The following is a 15,272-nucleotide window of genomic DNA, read 5'->3' on the forward strand; positions in this document are numbered from 1 at the left end:
GAAGCTCGCTCTACGCCAAGCCGCATGACCAGTTTCATGATCGCCCATTTTGCAGAACTTGACGCACACAACCCTATTTTTCTTCACGCAGCAGCGTGCGGCACTATCCCCACAAGGGGTATAGGTGCCGCGCCGCAGTGTTTGCGTCACTTGCGGCACCCCTTTGCGGCACCGCATTTCTAAGGTGCCGCAGCCGGCTTTATGTGCGGTTTTAGGTGGCGGTAGGCGTCCATGATATCAACGATTTCCAACTCGCCAGCATCGATCCAAGCGGCCAGCATGGCCTTGATCTGCTCTCGATCAGCCTTCGCATCGAGACTAAAAATCTCAGCCACCAACTTGCCAGCCCAATTCCCAGCCTGAGGCGATTCCTTGTAATGGCTGGAGTGCAACCTCACCTTGATACCGGCGAGCATGTCGGCAGGAACGTCCGCAACCAGTGCGACGCGGGCCGCCTCCGCCTTTTCTGCTATGGTGTCCGCGGAAGGCCAGCACCACGGCACGACTACGCCGACGCTATCGCCTTGGCTAAACGTACCGCCGTTGCCCAGGCCAACGGACTCGAAGCGACGCCATTGGCTTCGCATCGATTTGGTCATGTTCACCTTGCCGAGGTCGATACGGAAGTACTCGCGTCGATCCTCGACACCCGCCTTAGTGGCCTCCGCCTGCGTCATACCGTTGATCGTTCGGACTGAACGGGCCTTGTCCTTGAGCGCACCGCCCCCGCGGCCGGAATCTGCCGTTATTTCCTCCGCGCCCTTTACGACGTGGTGGATTACCTCGACGCAACAATCGCCGCGCTCAGCTACAAGCTGCCATGCCTTTGCCACTCGCTGAATGGCGCTGTTGTCATTCTCAGGAACCTCATGCGTTGAGACAAAAGGATCCACTATTACTACGTCGATCGCATTGGCTTTGATCTCGGCGACCATTGCGTTGACCAGCGGTGCGCAAACCTTAAAGTCCTTTCCGGCCTGGCGCATAATCACGAACTCATGGTCTCGCCCGGAATCAGTGAACAGCCGTCCGTCAATCTGCTCGTTGGTGATTCCGAAATGCAAGGCTGCAGCTGCGAAGCGGCGTTCGATTTCGTCGCGCGGATCCTCCACATTGATATACCAAACGCCGAGCTTCCTTCCTAAGGGGCCGTCCGGGCCGAGCAGCGGCCTGCCCGTGGCCATGGCCAGAGCTTCCGATACGGCATGTGCAGACTTGCCACCGCCGCCAGCGCCAACAGTCGACGTCAGGTATTTGCGGATGTAATGGCTTCCGAACAGCCACTGGCGAGGCGGGATAGCCGAAGGGTCGCCGAGCAAAAATGGGCTCGCCTTGATCGGCTTAGGATATGTGTCGTCGTCTTGCTCCTGCCGACCTTTTCCAGTCGCATCCGTCGGTCGCACCGTAAGCGGCTCGTCATCAACGATTGCGTCCATGATGATGTCGAGGGCCGCTCCGCACGGTTTGCCTTCGATCTGTCGGATGATCGGGGTGCCTTCGCGCCAAAGTGTTACCACGGACACGCCTTCAACATCGTCCAAAAATCGAGCGAAGCCATCCGTCAGAATGCCGAGGCGCGGAACGTCTTCCGGCCCAATCTCAGACCAATGGCCGGCGAACTTTTCGATGGTGTCGCGTGTCGTGTTTGCCCAGTCCGGCTCGCCATCTTTGAACGGTACCAGGACGATGTCGCCGAACAGGATGTCGGCATAGTCTGACAGGCAATCGAGCGCGTGTTCACGCTCATCTACTCCGACAAATTCCACAGCAGCCACAAAGCCATCGCCGAAGCCGGCAGGCAGTTCGAAGGGCATCATTTCATGGGCGTTAGGATTCGTCATTGGCTGCACGGCCTCCGTGAAGGGCCGCAATCGCTGCAGCCGTAATCGCTTCTGCGAGGTTCGGTGAGAACGTCGCACACCTCTTCCCGCCGGACGAAGGCGAGTAGGAGAGGTGTTTGCCAGTAGGGGATCTTAGGAGCCGCAGCCCGTACATCCGGATCTCTGCAGTTATCTCTGCGTCGAATTTGGCGACGCACGGAAAGCGCCTATCGCCAGGATCACTGGCGGGCACAATAGAAAGGATACGCATTTCGGGTTCCTTCGAGGGGATTGGTAGGCGAATTCCAGAATCACCGACGGGCACGGATGGCGAACATTCGCGCGGTTAGTTCGGGACTTTTTCGGGACTCCAGGTTCCGAAACGGGCGTTTTGAGCGCCTTTCGTTCCGAAAATAGAAAAAGGCGCCGCAGGGCGCCTTCAATAAAAACTAGGGATATCAAGGAATTAATGGTCGGAGTGGCCGGATTCGAACCGACGACCCCTTGACCCCCAGTCAAGTGCGCTACCGGGCTGCGCTACACTCCGGACCGCGCAAAGCCATATATTTTCAAGGGTTATGGTGCAAGCGCTAAAACGGCGCGTTGGACCGGAAAAATCGCGAGGCATCCGGCCTTGTCGGCGCAACGCCAAGACGGTATGGCTCGCCCAATACCGAGACGGTATGGCTCGCCCAATACCGATAAGAAGGACTGCGCGTGGCAAATTCCTGTTTTTTTCTAGCGGCCGACGCCAACTATTTCCCATATGCATGCTTGGCGGCGCGCAGAATTCTGGACGTTTCGGGAGACGCAACGCCAGGCTTCATCCTGCATTTCGGCGCACGCGATGCCGATATGCGTGTTGCTGAACGCCTGCTGAAGAATCGCCTTCGCATAATGGACGTATCGGCGTTGTTTGCGCAGGCCGGTCATACTTTCCGGCCAAGCAATGTCGGCACTTTTGTTCGGCTTTTCGCCGACCAACTGCCTCAGTTCGCGGACTATGACCGCATCGCCCATGTTGATTGTGATGTCCTCTTCAATCGGGATATAGGTGACCTGGTGGGCCAGACACTTCATGCCCCATTGTTGGCCGCCCATGACGATTATATGTACTTCCGCCCAGGCTACCGGCACAAATTGTCGATGCAGCCGGGAGCGCCTTACTTCAATGCCGGTATCATCGTCTTCAACATGCCGCTGGTGCGTGAACAGGGACTTTTGCACCGCGCCAGAGATGTCGCCGTTGCCGGGCAGATGAACGATCAGAACGCGCTGAACATCGTCTTCGAGGGCAAGTGGCAGACGATGCATCCGAACTGGAATTTGATGTCCAACGATACGAAGGAATTTCGGTTCGCCCAAGCCTATGCCCGGCATTTCGCCGGCGGCAAGCCGTGGGGGAGCCAGGTCGACGTGGAACTTGAGGCGCTTGCCGTCTGGCGCGGTCTGGCAAGGGATACGCCTTGGCTCCAGCCCTTCCGGCAGCGCATTCCCTTCGAGCGAGGCGTCATGAGGCGATTCGCTCGCAGATTCGACGGCATCATGGGGATGTTGCCTGCCAAGGATCGGTATCGGCGGCGGGCAAGGTATGATGGAAGCAAGGTGCATAGGATTTATGCCGAGCATGCCCTTGCCGGTGCGATGGCCGTGCAGTTTCCTGAAATACTCGGCGGTTTCGCTTGAGATATTCGCGACTTTGATCCGTAAGGCGCAGGGCAGGAGAATTAGACTGTGTCGCAAAAGCCATGCTTCTTTTTCGCCGCCGATCAAAGGTATTTTCCGTACACCTGCTTGGCGGCGCGCCGTGTGTTGGATTTGTCCGGCGCCGTCGACGGCTTTATTTTGCACACCGGCGTCATTCCCAGTGACGACCGGTCTGCCGGTGAGCGTTTGCTCGAGGGGAGGATCGGCATCATCGACGTAACGAAGTTCATGGAGGCGACGAACTTCAATCGTGGAACGCATCCCACGCTTGCGACCTACATCAGGCTGTTCGCCGATCAATTGCCTCAATTCGAGCCATACGACCGCATCGCCTATTCAGACGCCGATGTGCTTTTCAACCGATCGATAGCAGATCTCTGCAACACCCCGCTCAACGCTCCGCTGCTGGCCGCACACGACGAGCAGACCTATTTCGACGTAAAGTATCGACAGCATTTGCCGATGCAGCCAGGGGCGCCGAAGTTCAATGCCGGCGTGCTGGTGTTCAACATGCCGCTGGTCAGGCAGGAGGGGCTTCTGGAGCGTACCCGGCAGTTGGCCTCCGAGCAGGCTTACGGGATGGATCAAGGTGCGTTGAACGTGGCTTTCGAGGGCAGGTGGCAGACGATGCACCCGTTCTGGAACGTGATGACCAACTACACCAGCCAGATCCCTTTCAGCCGCTGCTACGCCCGCCACTTCGCCTGGGGCAAGCCCTGGGACCGTCCGCCGATCGGTGTCGAGGTCGACGCCATGGCGATCTATCGCGATCTGGCGAAAGGCACTCCCTGGGCCGGCCGTTTCAGCAGCAGCTGGCCGATCAAGAGAGGCATACTGAAAAACCTCGGCCGCAAGTTCGACGCCATCAGCGGGATTTTGCTCAACGACGAGAAGCGCAAGCGACGGGCGCGGTTCGACGCCGAAAAGGTCAGCGCTATCTTCGCCGATCACGCCGACAAATCGATGCTGGCAGTGCAATACCCCGAGCGGGTTGCCGGCATCGCGAGATAGAGGAAATCCCGACAATCCGTCAGCAGGGCGGGGTCATCCGAACTCGGCGGCGTTCCCGTCGGTTTAGCTTGCCGCCACCGCCCGCAACCCGCGCTGATGCCTGTATTCCAGCGCGATCGCGCCCCAGATCAGGCCGAGCAGCAGGTAGACATGGCGCCAGTGGTCGATATCGATGAATGTGCCGAGCCCGATATTGCCGATGAAAGCGACGTAGGCGCAGAGCAGATAGGGCTGCCACGGCCGGTCGCGCAAAAGGATGCGGAAGCCGGCCGCGATCGTCCACAGCGTCAGCGACAGAAACGAGACGAAGCCGAGCCAGCCATAATCCATCAGCGTCTTCAGCCAGATGTCGTGCGTGTCTTCGCCGAAAATGGTGCCGAACACCAGCGGGCCGATGCCGAGCGGATGTTCGAGCGCCATCTCGAAGCCGATCGTGTAGCGGGCAAAGCGGCCAAGGCGCGCCGTGTCGTAGCTCTGTTCGAGCTGGGCGCGGCTGGAAAACATCTCGCCGACGCCGGGCAGCTGCAGGATGACGACCATGGCGACCACCAGCAGGGTGACGGCGGCAATGCTCATGATGATGACGCGCAGCCGGAACTTGCCGCTGTTGCTTTGCAGGAACAGGGCGCCGGTGAGCAGGATGGCCGAGACGGCGAACATGCCCCAGGCGCCGCGCGAGAAGGAGAAAAAAATGCCGGCGGTGATGATCAGCAGCGGCACCGCCAGAAGCGGCATGCGCGCGATCGAGCCGGTCAACAGGAGATAGAGCAGATAGATGCCGGGCAGCACCAGGAATGGTCCGAACACGTTCGGATCCTGGAAGGCGCCCTGGGCGCGGTCGTATCTGGTGAAGATTTCAGCGCCCGGGAAAGCGTGGAAATAGCCGGCAATGCCGAGCAGCGAGGTCACCACCGCGGAGACGACATAGGCGATGAAGATCAGCCGGTAGAGGCCGGGCTGCACCGCCGTCACCGACGAGAAGAACACCGCGGTGAACGCGAGAAACAGCGAGACGGCGAGATAGAGCGGTGTGTTGGCGAGATCGGCCATCTGCGTCATGGCAATCATGCCGCCGATGTTCATCGTGATCAGCAGCACGAGCAGCGGCACGGCGGCGCGCGATATGCGCAGGCCAAACAGCCCCCACACCCCGATCAGCCCGAGCATGAAAAGATCGTAGGGCGCCGGTTCGTCGATGACGAAGCCCGACAGGAAGACGCCGAAAAACACCGCGCCCGAGGATATCAGCGCGATCAGCTTGGCAATGACCGCAGCCTGCGGCACATCATGGGAAATCGCGCTCAATAGGCGTTTTCCGTGTTGAGCAGCCGCAGCGGCGTCATGAGCAGGATGCGCAGATCGAACAGCATCGACCAGTTCTCGATGTAATAGAGGTCGTATTCCGTGCGCATGCGGATCTTCTCATTGGTGTCCATCTCACCGCGCCAGCCATTGATCTGCGCCCAGCCGGTGACGCCGGGCTTGACCTTGTGGCGGGCGAAATAGCCGTCGACCACCTCATTGTAGAGAAGGTTGTGCGACTGCGCGGCAATCGCATGCGGGCGCGGGCCAACCAGTGACAGCGTGCCGAACAGCGAGTTGAAGAACTGCGGCAGCTCGTCGATCGAGCTCTTGCGGATGAAGCGGCCGACGCGGGTGACGCGCGGATCGTTCTTGGTCACCGTCTGCTTGGCGGTCGGGTCCGAGCGGTCGGTGTACATGGAGCGGAATTTGTAGACTTCGACGATCTCGTTGTTGAAGCCGTGCCGCTTCTGCTTGAATAGCACCGGCCCCTTGCTGTCGAGCTTGATGGCGATGGCAGTCGCCAGCATCACCGGTGAGAACAGGATGATGCCGATCAGCGAGAAGACGATGTCGAAGGCGCGCTTGGCGACCGAATCCCAGTCGTTGATCGGCCTGTCGAAGATATCGAGCATCGGCACCGAGCCGATGTAGGAATAGGCGCGCGGGCGAAACTGCAAAGCGTTCGAATGCGCCGAGAGCCGGATGTCGACCGGCAGCACCCAGAGCTTCTTCAGCAGCTGCAGCACGCGCGTTTCGGCAGTCAGCGGCAGCGACACGATCAGCATGTCGATGCGCGCGATGCGAGCGAATTCCATCAGCTCCGAAATGGTGCCGAGCTTGGGATAGCCGGCCACGATCGGCGGCGAGCGCTTGTCGCCGCGGTCATCGAAGATGCCGCAGATACGGATGTCGTTGTCTGGCTGCTTCTCGACCGAGCGGATCAGCATCTCGGCCGCCTTGCCGCCGCCGACGATGACGGCGCGGCGTTCCATGCGGCCGTTGCGCGCCCAGCGCCGGATCAGCTTCGACATCACCAGCCTGAGGCCGAACAGCAGAAGCAGGCCGACGACAAACCAGGTGCCGAACAGCAGACGCGAATAATCCTCCGACATTTTCATGATGAAGGCCGTCAGCGCCATCAGCGCGAAGGTGCCGGCCCAGACCATCAGCACGCGGCCGAGATTGGAGATCGGTCGCATCAAGGCGGAGATCTGGTAGCAATCGCTGACGTCGAGCAGCACCACGGCCACGAATGACGCCGCGGCAATGGTCAGCGGATATTGCCAGGCGAGATAGTTGAAGAAGCCGACAAAGTGGAAGTAGAGCGCGAGCCCCGACAGGAACAGCAAGCCGAATTCGCCTATGCGCAATACGCCGCTGACCATGACCGGCGACATCGTATCGCGCCGGTATTGCGAGGCGACCTGGCGGGCAACACTGTTCATGCCGCCGGGCGTGGGGCTCTCGGCAGGATTGTCGAATTTGCGCACCGCATCGGCCGAAAAGCGGCGCGTGGGGTCGGTCTCGTTCATCGGGTTTCCCACAAGCTTCCGCGATGACGATAGCAGAAAGAGAGCTAAAAAAGCCTTGAGACAACTTGTGGTTTTGGAGGGTCGTCTATCTGTTGAGCGCGGCGAAATAGGCCTTTTCGATTTCGGCGGCCATCACATCGGCGCCGAATCGCGCCCTGAGCCTGGCGGTGTCGGGCATGACGCGCCGGTATGCGTCGAGATCGCGCAGCGCTTCACCCACCTTGTCGCCGAGTTGGCGCGGATCGGGACGGATCAGGGCAGGGGATCCCTCACCGAAGATTTCGGGAATGCCGCCGACGGCCGTGGCGATCATCGGCCTGCCTGCGGCCAGCGTCTCCAGCACGATATAGGGCATGGCTTCCGCGCGCGACGGCACAACCACGAGGTCGGCCAGTGCAAAGGCCTCCCTGGCTGGCATAGGCGGCAAGAAGCGGACCTGTTTTCCGAGGCCCAGCCGTTTCACCTGCGCATGGTAGCGCGGCAGGTCGTCGCCATCGCCGACCATGACCGCGGTCAAGCGGCGCTCAAGGTGGGACCCGGCTAGCACCAGCGCGTCGATGAAAATGTCAGGCCCTTTGAGGTCGCGCATCATGCCGATGTAGAGCAGGTCGGCTGCGTCGGGCTGTGCGACCACCGGCTCGAATTCGGCGGCGCGCAGGCCGTTATAGACCAGCGTGTTCGGGACCGGCGGCTCGCCGACCTTCCTGCGATAGGTGCGCCGCTCATAGTCGGAGACGAACAGCAGGCAATCGGTGAAGCGCGCCATGAAGCGCTCCAGCGCGAAGAACAGCTTTCCGGTGGTCGTCGTTTCGTCATAGTGGAGGGAGCCGCCATGCGGCGAATAGAGGCGGGCTACGCGAGACCTAGATACCCGCAACAATGAGCCGAACAGACGGGCATAGGCGCCACCTTTGGCGCCATGTCCGTGCAACACGTCCGGCTGCAATTCCTTGATGATCCTGTAAGTGCGCCAGGCCGAGGCGAAGTCGCCCGGCCCGACATGGCGCTGCATCGGCGTGCGATGGATGCCGAGCGCCAGGCTGTCCTTCATCTGGTCGAACAGGCGTTCCTCGTATTCGCCGCCGGTGGTCGAATCGCAGACGATGCCGACAACATGTCCGGCGGCGAGCTGGGCCTCCGTCAGGTCGCGCACATGCCGGAAGATTCCGCCGACGGGTGAGCGAAAGCAGTGGACGATCCTGAGCTGGTCCGCCACGTTGATGTCAGAACAGGCGTTCGCGAACGTAGACCGTGTCGCCCGGCAGCAGCGGATCGGAGGTAACCACCCGGCCTGTCATCACCTTGCCGTTGATGTCGCGGGTGATGTCGACGCTTTCCTGGTTGGCGCGCGGCGAGAAACCGCCGGCAATCGCGATGGCCTTCTGCACGGTGAGGCCCGGCACGTAGGAATACTGGCCGGCGGCGCCCACTTCGCCCATGACGAAGATCGGCCGGTAGCGATCGATCTCGACCGACACGTCGGGGTCGCGCAGATAGCCTTGGCGCAGTTTGTCGGCGAGCGCTTTTTCCAGCTGCTGGGCCGTGTGGCCGCGCGCCGGCACCGCGCCGACCAGCGGGAAGGACATGTAGCCGGACTGATCGACACTGTAGGTGTTGGTCAGACCGTCCTGTTCGAACACGGTGACGCGGACACGGTCGCCGGCGCCGAGCCGATAGGGCTGGTCGAGTACCTCGTGGAAGGCCGCCGGCGTCGGCCGGTAGCTGGAGCAGCCGGCGAGGATCGACACGGCCAGCAGAGCGCGAAACAGACCAGCAGCGCTTTTCATGATCGGACACACACCTTCGTCGCTATGGCCGCCAGGACACGGCGGCAAACCTTAAGGATCTGGGTTCGTTATCATCCTGTTAGGGTTAATGGCCGGTAAAGGGACGCGGCCGATTTGGCGGCAATCGACAAAAAGCCGTATAGTTTTGCTGGCTTTGTTTACCGGATGTCAGCAAACCCTAACAGCTGCTTACCGCGATCTTAACGGCTGAGTTACCATAGTTGTTTACGCTACCATCTAGCCTCATGTCCGGAGCAGGAATGCATGTCCGACCAGTCCGCGGCCGCAGATGTCGATGTCGACCTGAGACAGCTCTTCGCCAGCCTGGCGCGGAACTGGCTGCGCATTCTTGTGATCACGCTTCTCGTCACTGGTCTCGCCTTCGCGTTCGCGTGGCTTGCCACGCCGCATTACAAGGCGACGACGCAGCTGAAAATCCAGTTGAGCGAATCGGCCTATACGCGGCCTGCCGGTACCAATGAAGACGACAAACCTGTGCTCGATGCGGAAGGTGTAGCAACCGAGGTTCAGGTCATTTCCTCGTCCGACATTCTCAATAAGGTGGCTGGCAATCTGCATCTGGGCGACAAGCCCGAGTTCAACGATGCGCTCGGCATGTCGCCGGTAGCCCGACTTCTTGTCATTGCCGGACTGAAAAGTGATCCGGCAGAGATTCCGCTCGAAGAGCGCGTGCTGACTAAAATGCGCGACAAGCTAAACGTCTATGGCGTGGAGAAGACGCGTGCCATCGCCGTCGAATTTTCCTCGGAAGACCGCCAGCTTGCCGCCGATATTCCGAATGCCATCGCCAAGGCCTACATGGCCTATCAGGCGGATGCCAAGACCACGTCGAACGCGGCCGCGACCGCCTTCCTCGGGCCGGAGATCGAGGAGCTGCAGAAGCAGGTCAGGGATGCAGAGGCCAAGGTCGCGGCCTTCCGCTCCGCTCAGTCGGACCTGTTGATGGCTGGCAACAATTCGGTGCTGGCGACACAGCAATTGTCCGAACTATCGAGCGAGCTGTCGCGTGTGCGCGCCAGCCGCGCCTCGGCTGAGGCAACGGCCGAAAGGGTGCGCCAGGCCCTGCAGAATGGCGGTTCGCTGGACGCTGTACCCGAAGTGCTGTCTTCCGATCTGATCCAGCGGCTGCGCGAGCGTCAGATCGAGCTCAGAACCAACATCGCCGATCTTTCCACCACTTTGCTCGACAACCATCCGCGCCTGCGGGCGATGAGGTCGCAGCTAGCCGATCTTGACGGTCAGATCCGCAACGAGGCGCAAAAGATCATGCGCGGGTTGCTGACGCAGGCGCAGACCGCCCAGGCGCGCGAAAACCAGCTGATATCGGACGTCAACAAGCTGAAAGCGGCGTCGTCGCGCGCCGGCGAGGAGCAAGTCCAGCTGGATGCGCTGCAGCGTGAGGCGAACGTCCGGCGCCAGCAGCTTGAATCCTATATGGCGAGCTTCCGCGAAGTGTCCTCGCGCAAAAACTATCTGCCGGTCGATGCCAGCGTGTTTTCCGAGGCGCGCGTGCCGTCGGAACCCTATTTCCCCAAGCTCGTGCCGATCGTCGGCGCTGCCTTCGTCGGCTCGCTGCTGCTGATGTCGGTCATCACGCTTCTGCAGGAGCTGTTTTCCGGCCGCGCCATGCGCCCGGCGCCCGGCGCCCGCTTGGACCGCATCGAACAGGTTGCGATGCCGGCAATGTCGGCGCCGGTCGTCGACCCGGAACCGGCCGCAGTCGTGGCCGAGGAGGTGGTCGATCAGCGGACGGCCATGGAGTCTGAACTGGCGCCCGAGCCGGAGCAGGAGCCGGCTCCTTCAGTGCTGGAAGGAGCAGCGGCTGCCGATCCAGAACCGCAATCCGAACCCGAGCGGGTACGCTCCAGCCTTGGCGAGATCGATGTCGAGAAGGCGGCGGAAAAGCTGATCGCCAGCGGTGCTGCGCGCGCCATCTTCGTCTCGCCCGAAGGCGATGAGGCCGCCGCCTCGGCAGTGCTGGTAGCGCGCGAAGTCTCCGACGCCGGCCTGCGCGTGCTGCTGCTCGATCTCACGGCGTCAGGTGCCGCCTCGCGGCCGATGCTGGACAGCGGACTTTTCCCCGGCATCACCAATCTGCTGGCTTCGGAAGCGCAGTTCAGCGACGTCATTCACGCTGACCTCTATTCCGACTGCCATGTCGTTCCCGTCGGCACCGCCGATCCGGTTCGCGCCATGCGCGCCGCCGACCGGCTGCCAATCATCATGCAGTCGCTGACCACCGCCTATGATCTGGTCATCGTCGAATGCGGACCGGCCGATGCGCAAGGCATCAGCCGACTGGTCGGCGACAGCACCGAGGTCTTCATGTCCATGCTGCAGGCGGACGATGAGGTGGCGCAGGCCGCCGTCGAGCTGATCGAAAGCGGCTATCCCGACCTCACTCTGGTGACGCCGATCGGCCACGAGACGCCGGGTAACCCCGTGCCGGGACGACGTAGCGCCGCCTGAGACATCAGACAATTCGACTTAGGCGGCGCTACTACGGATCGGCTCGTCCATCGCCCGCCGGCTCCCGAAAAACCAAGCCTGTCAGCCGGCGCCGGGATCTACCCCAACTCCAGGGTCGTCACGCCAAATATTCGGCGCGAGTCGACCTTCGGAGGCGGGCCCTTGTACATGCGCGTGGTGGTGAAGGTCGGCCTGAAACCAATCGCTGCAAGCGCCTTGGTGAAATCGAAATTTTCGGCAGGAACGTCGATATGCAGGTCGCCACCTTCGCATGCGGCAGCCAGACTGCCCATGAGATGCATCGCCGTCTCGGTGTCGTCGGCAAACAGCGGGCCGATCTTGTAACCCGAACGGCAGGGACGAGCCACGGCGTAGCCTATGGTGCCGAGTGAACTGATCGCGGCGAACCCGCAATGCGGCGGCTGCGCCCAGCGGTGCAGGAAGGCTCGTCGAGGCGCGGGGAAACAGCGGGCGTCATAGACGATGATGTCGGGCACGAGTTGCGTGGTTATCATGCGCACCCCTTCGCTTCGGACGGGCGGGGTCGCGATACGGCCGCTGAAGCGGATGGTTTCGTACGCCGAGCTGAATCCCGTGCGGCGATAATTCGCCAGCTGCGCGGCGACCCCGTCGAGGCCGACCGTTCGGCCGGCCAGCCTGGCCATGCCCGCATTCCAGACTGCTTTGCCATGGCCTTTGCCGCGCATGTCTGGTCGGCAGATGTAGAGACCGATGAAACCGAAGTTGCCGCCATAGGCGACAGCCGAGATGGCGGCGGTCATCTCGTTGTCGACAAAAGCGCCGATGAACCCTTCAGGATCGGTTGGCCGGAACGCGGCGGCATCGTCAAGGCCAGGGTTCCAGCCTTCAGCCGCCGCCCAGTCGATGAGAACGGTCAGTTCCGGCGGAGACAATGCGCGGACGGTAGGCTTCATAGCGTTCACTCCGCGGCGACCACCCCCGGCGAGAAGGATTTCAGCACGCCGCGATAGGGCTTGGCCAGCGGACTGGCATAGGAGCCGCGCTTCGAGGTCGACAGGCCCAATGCGATCAGCGCCTCGGCCTGTTTGAGGGCGGCGCCGACGCCGTCGATGACGGGCAGGTCGAACTCTTGCTGCAACCGGTGTGCCAGGTCGGCCATGCCGGCGCAGCCGAGCACGATGGCCTCGGCGCGGTCTTCCGCTATGGCGCGGGCGATCTCGGCGCGCAGTTTCTCGACAGCGCCGGAAGCAGCGTCTTCAAGCGAGAGTACGGGAATGTCGGCGGCGCGCACGCGGGTACGCCCGGCCATGCCATAGCGCTGCACCAGCCCCTCGACAGGGACACGCGAGCGTTCGGTGGTCGTCACCACTGTGAAGCGCTGGGCAATGTAGGAGGCGACACTGAGTGCGGCCTCGCAGATGCCGATGACCGGAATGGAGGCCATGGCGCGTGCCGCATCCAGGCCGGTATCGTCGAAGCAGGCGATGATGGCGGCCTGAGCCCCGGCACGTTCGCCGGCGGCGATCTCCATCAAAAGGCCGGGCACGGCCAATGCCTCGTCATAATAGCCCTCGATCGAGGCCGGGCCCATCGAGGAGGTGACCGCGATCACCTCGGTCCCGGCGCCGGCAACGCCGCGCGCCGCCGCCGCGATCGTCTCGGTCATGCTCGCCGTCGTGTTGGGGTTCACCACCAGTATCTGCACAATCAAACCCTGGCCCGCCTGCGGCCAACATAGAGGATGGCGCCCAGTGTGGCCAGGATCACCAGGAAGGAGAACACGGTGGTCACCGTGCCCAGCGCGTAGAGCACCGGCGTCGTGACATTGGTGGTCATGCCGTAGATCTCGAGCGGCAGCGTGTTGAAGGTGCCCGACGTCATCAGCGTGCGGGCGAACTCGTCATAGGACAGCGTGAAGCCGAACAGGCCGACGCCGATCAGGCTCGGCGCGATCATCGGCAGCACGACATGGGCGAAGGTCTGCCAGGAGTTGGCGCCCAGGTCACGCGCGGCTTCCTCATAGGCGGGCGAGAAGCGGTTGAAGACGGCGAACATGATGAGCACGCCGAAGGGCAAGGTCCAGGTCAGGTGCGCGCCGAAGGCCGATGTGTACCAGGCTGGGCGGAAGCCGACCTGCTGGAAGACGACGCCGATGCCGAGCGAAATGATGATCGAGGGTACTACGAGGCTGGCGACCGCCAGGTAGAACAAAGCGGTGGCGCCACGAAATTTTTGCCGGAAAGCGAGCCCTGCCAGCAGCGACACGACGACGGTGACGATCATCACCATAAGGCCGAGCACGAGCGAGCGCTTGAAGCTGCCGCCGAAATCGCCGACCGCCTGGCGCTCGAACAGATTGGCGAACCAGTGCAGCGACACGCCATTGAGCGGGAAGGTGAGGCCGCCGGTCTCGCCTTGGAAAGAAAGGATCAGGATCGCCGACAGCGGGCCGTAGAGGAACAGCACGAACAGAGTGAAGAAGACCGCAAGCACATAGAATTCGAGGGTGCGTTTTTCGTGGCTCACCTCAAAGCTCCTTGCGGATGTCGACGATGCGCAGGATGCCCGCGACCATCAACAGTACCAACACCAGCAACACTACGGCATTGGCGGCGGCTGCGGGATACTGCAGCAGCGACATCTGGTTCTTCATCATCAGTGCGACCGACGCGCTCTGGCCGCCCGACATCACCTGCACAGTGGAGAAATCGGCCATCACCAGCGTGACGACGAAGATGGTGCCGATCGCCATGCCGGGCTTGGCCAGCGGGATGACGACGTTCCACAAGACCTGCCAGCCGGACGCGCCGGCATCGCGCGCGGCCTCGACCAGCGAGCGGTCGATGCGCATCAACGTGTTGAAGATCGGCGTTACCATGAACAGCGTGTAGAGATGCACCATGGCCAGCACCACGGCGAATTCCGAATAGAGCAGCCATTCGATGGGTTTTGGCACCAGCCCCAATTGCACCAGCGTCGAGTTGATCAACCCGTTGCGGCCAAGCACCGGGATCCACGAGATCATGCGGATGATGTTGGAGGTCAGGAACGGCACCGTGCAGACAAGGAACAGCACCATCTGCATGGCGGTGGTGCGGATATGGAAGGCGAGGAAATAGGCGACCCAGAAGCCGATGAACAAGGTCAGAGCCCAGACGATGGCAGCGAATTTGATGGTGTTGAGATAGGTCTTCCAGGTGACCCATGATCCCAGCACGTCGGAATAGTTCGTCGTCAGGAAATCCGGATACATGGCGGCGAAGTCATAATCCCAGAAGGAGACGACGACGATCATGATGATTGGCAAGAGCAGGAACGCACCGAGGATGAGCGCCAGCGGCGCCGATTGCAAATAGGGCGTGACGGCGCCAAGGGAGACGCGGCGGCGTCTGGCGGGCTTGGCTGCTGCGATGGCGGGGCGTTCGAGCGCGACTGTCATTGGGAAAATCCTCCGCGTGATCGCGATGACTTGCGATCCTTCGCGCCCCCCTCTGTCCTGCCGGACATCTCCCCCACGAGCGGGGAGATCGAACTCTCATAACGGCCTTCGCCAAACTCCAACGTTGCTAACGAAGAGCCGGCCATGACGCTGCCAATCTCCCCCCAAGTGGGGGAGATGTCCGGCAGGACAGAGGGGG

General features: G+C 61.7%; 12 protein-coding genes and 1 tRNA gene. 3 read left to right on the top strand and 10 right to left on the bottom strand.

Features of this window, described 5'->3' with window-relative positions; all coding sequences use genetic code 11:
- Positions 1-179: 179 nt before the first annotated feature.
- Both X750_RS0133925 and X750_RS136090 read right to left on the bottom strand, forming a co-directional pair.
- On the bottom strand, positions 180-1,841 hold the full coding sequence (locus tag X750_RS0133925; protein WP_023748827.1) for an AAA family ATPase: 1,662 nt from the start codon (positions 1,839-1,841) through the stop codon (positions 180-182).
- Positions 1,842-2,290: 449 nt separating this feature from the next.
- A tRNA-Pro gene (locus X750_RS136090) sits at positions 2,291-2,367 on the bottom strand.
- 170 nt (positions 2,368-2,537) lie between these two features.
- On the opposite strand from X750_RS136090, the gene X750_RS1000000165230 reads away from it, so the two are divergent.
- Both X750_RS1000000165230 and X750_RS136075 read left to right on the top strand, forming a co-directional pair.
- A complete protein-coding gene (locus tag X750_RS1000000165230; RefSeq protein WP_084013644.1) occupies positions 2,538-3,506 on the top strand; it encodes a glycosyltransferase in 969 nt (322 codons plus the stop codon).
- Positions 3,507-3,554: 48 nt separating this feature from the next.
- Positions 3,555-4,538, top strand: a complete 984-nt coding sequence (locus X750_RS136075; RefSeq protein WP_023705052.1) for a glycosyltransferase — start codon at positions 3,555-3,557, stop codon at positions 4,536-4,538.
- A gap of 63 nt (positions 4,539-4,601) precedes the next feature.
- Here X750_RS136075 and X750_RS136070 read toward each other — a convergent pair whose 3' ends face one another.
- The 4 genes from X750_RS136070 to X750_RS136055 form a co-directional block, all read right to left on the bottom strand.
- Entirely contained in the window at positions 4,602-5,843 is a 1,242-nt protein-coding gene (locus tag X750_RS136070; protein ID WP_023748829.1) for an O-antigen ligase family protein, read from the bottom strand.
- The gene (locus tag X750_RS136065; protein WP_023748830.1) at positions 5,840-7,375 is read right to left on the bottom strand and encodes an undecaprenyl-phosphate glucose phosphotransferase; all 1,536 of its coding nucleotides are present in this window, start codon (positions 7,373-7,375) and stop codon (positions 5,840-5,842) included. The genes X750_RS136070 and X750_RS136065 overlap by 4 nt, the downstream gene beginning before the upstream one ends.
- A gap of 85 nt (positions 7,376-7,460) precedes the next feature.
- Positions 7,461-8,591, bottom strand: coding sequence for a glycosyltransferase (locus tag X750_RS136060; protein ID WP_023748831.1), 1,131 nt, complete (start codon positions 8,589-8,591; stop codon positions 7,461-7,463).
- Positions 8,592-8,598: 7 nt separating this feature from the next.
- Positions 8,599-9,162 (bottom strand): polysaccharide biosynthesis/export family protein, encoded by a 564-nt coding sequence (locus X750_RS136055; RefSeq protein WP_023682330.1) that lies wholly within the window; start codon positions 9,160-9,162, stop codon positions 8,599-8,601.
- A 264-nt stretch (positions 9,163-9,426) separates the two neighbouring features.
- Here X750_RS136055 and X750_RS136050 point away from each other — a divergent pair, with 264 nt between their 5' ends.
- Entirely contained in the window at positions 9,427-11,652 is a 2,226-nt protein-coding gene (locus X750_RS136050) for an exopolysaccharide transport family protein (RefSeq protein ID WP_023748832.1), read from the top strand.
- A 98-nt stretch (positions 11,653-11,750) separates the two neighbouring features.
- Here the strand turns inward: X750_RS136050 and X750_RS136045 are convergent, their stop codons facing one another.
- The 4 genes from X750_RS136045 to X750_RS136030 are packed head-to-tail and all read right to left on the bottom strand — an operon-like array spanning position 11,751 to position 15,073.
- Positions 11,751-12,587, bottom strand: a complete 837-nt coding sequence (locus X750_RS136045) for a GNAT family N-acetyltransferase (RefSeq protein ID WP_023748833.1) — start codon at positions 12,585-12,587, stop codon at positions 11,751-11,753.
- A 5-nt stretch (positions 12,588-12,592) separates the two neighbouring features.
- A complete protein-coding gene (locus tag X750_RS136040; protein ID WP_023748834.1) occupies positions 12,593-13,339 on the bottom strand; it encodes an aspartate/glutamate racemase family protein in 747 nt (248 codons plus the stop codon).
- 2 nt (positions 13,340-13,341) lie between these two features.
- A complete protein-coding gene (locus X750_RS136035) occupies positions 13,342-14,160 on the bottom strand; it encodes an ABC transporter permease (RefSeq protein ID WP_023669394.1) in 819 nt (272 codons plus the stop codon).
- 1 nt (position 14,161) lies between these two features.
- Positions 14,162-15,073: an ABC transporter permease gene (locus X750_RS136030; protein WP_023697429.1), complete on the bottom strand. Its 912-nt coding sequence runs from the start codon at positions 15,071-15,073 to the stop codon at positions 14,162-14,164.
- Between the last annotated feature and the right edge of the window lie 199 nt (positions 15,074-15,272).

It is taken from the genome of Mesorhizobium sp. LNJC391B00 (assembly GCF_000502535.1).
In the GTDB taxonomy this organism is placed as follows: Bacteria; Pseudomonadota; Alphaproteobacteria; order Rhizobiales; family Rhizobiaceae; genus Mesorhizobium.

Coding starts and splice junctions, on each gene's coding strand:
- X750_RS136045 (WP_023748833.1), bottom strand. CDS start 12,587: ATGAAGCCTACCGTCCGCGCATTGTCTCCGCCGGAACTGACCGTTCTC.
- X750_RS136065 (WP_023748830.1), bottom strand. CDS start 7,375: ATGAACGAGACCGACCCCACGCGCCGCTTTTCGGCCGATGCGGTGCGC.
- X750_RS136055 (WP_023682330.1), bottom strand. CDS start 9,162: ATGAAAAGCGCTGCTGGTCTGTTTCGCGCTCTGCTGGCCGTGTCGATC.
- X750_RS136050 (WP_023748832.1), top strand. CDS start 9,427: ATGTCCGACCAGTCCGCGGCCGCAGATGTCGATGTCGACCTGAGACAG.
- X750_RS0133925 (WP_023748827.1), bottom strand. CDS start 1,841: ATGACGAATCCTAACGCCCATGAAATGATGCCCTTCGAACTGCCTGCC.
- X750_RS136030 (WP_023697429.1), bottom strand. CDS start 15,073: ATGACAGTCGCGCTCGAACGCCCCGCCATCGCAGCAGCCAAGCCCGCC.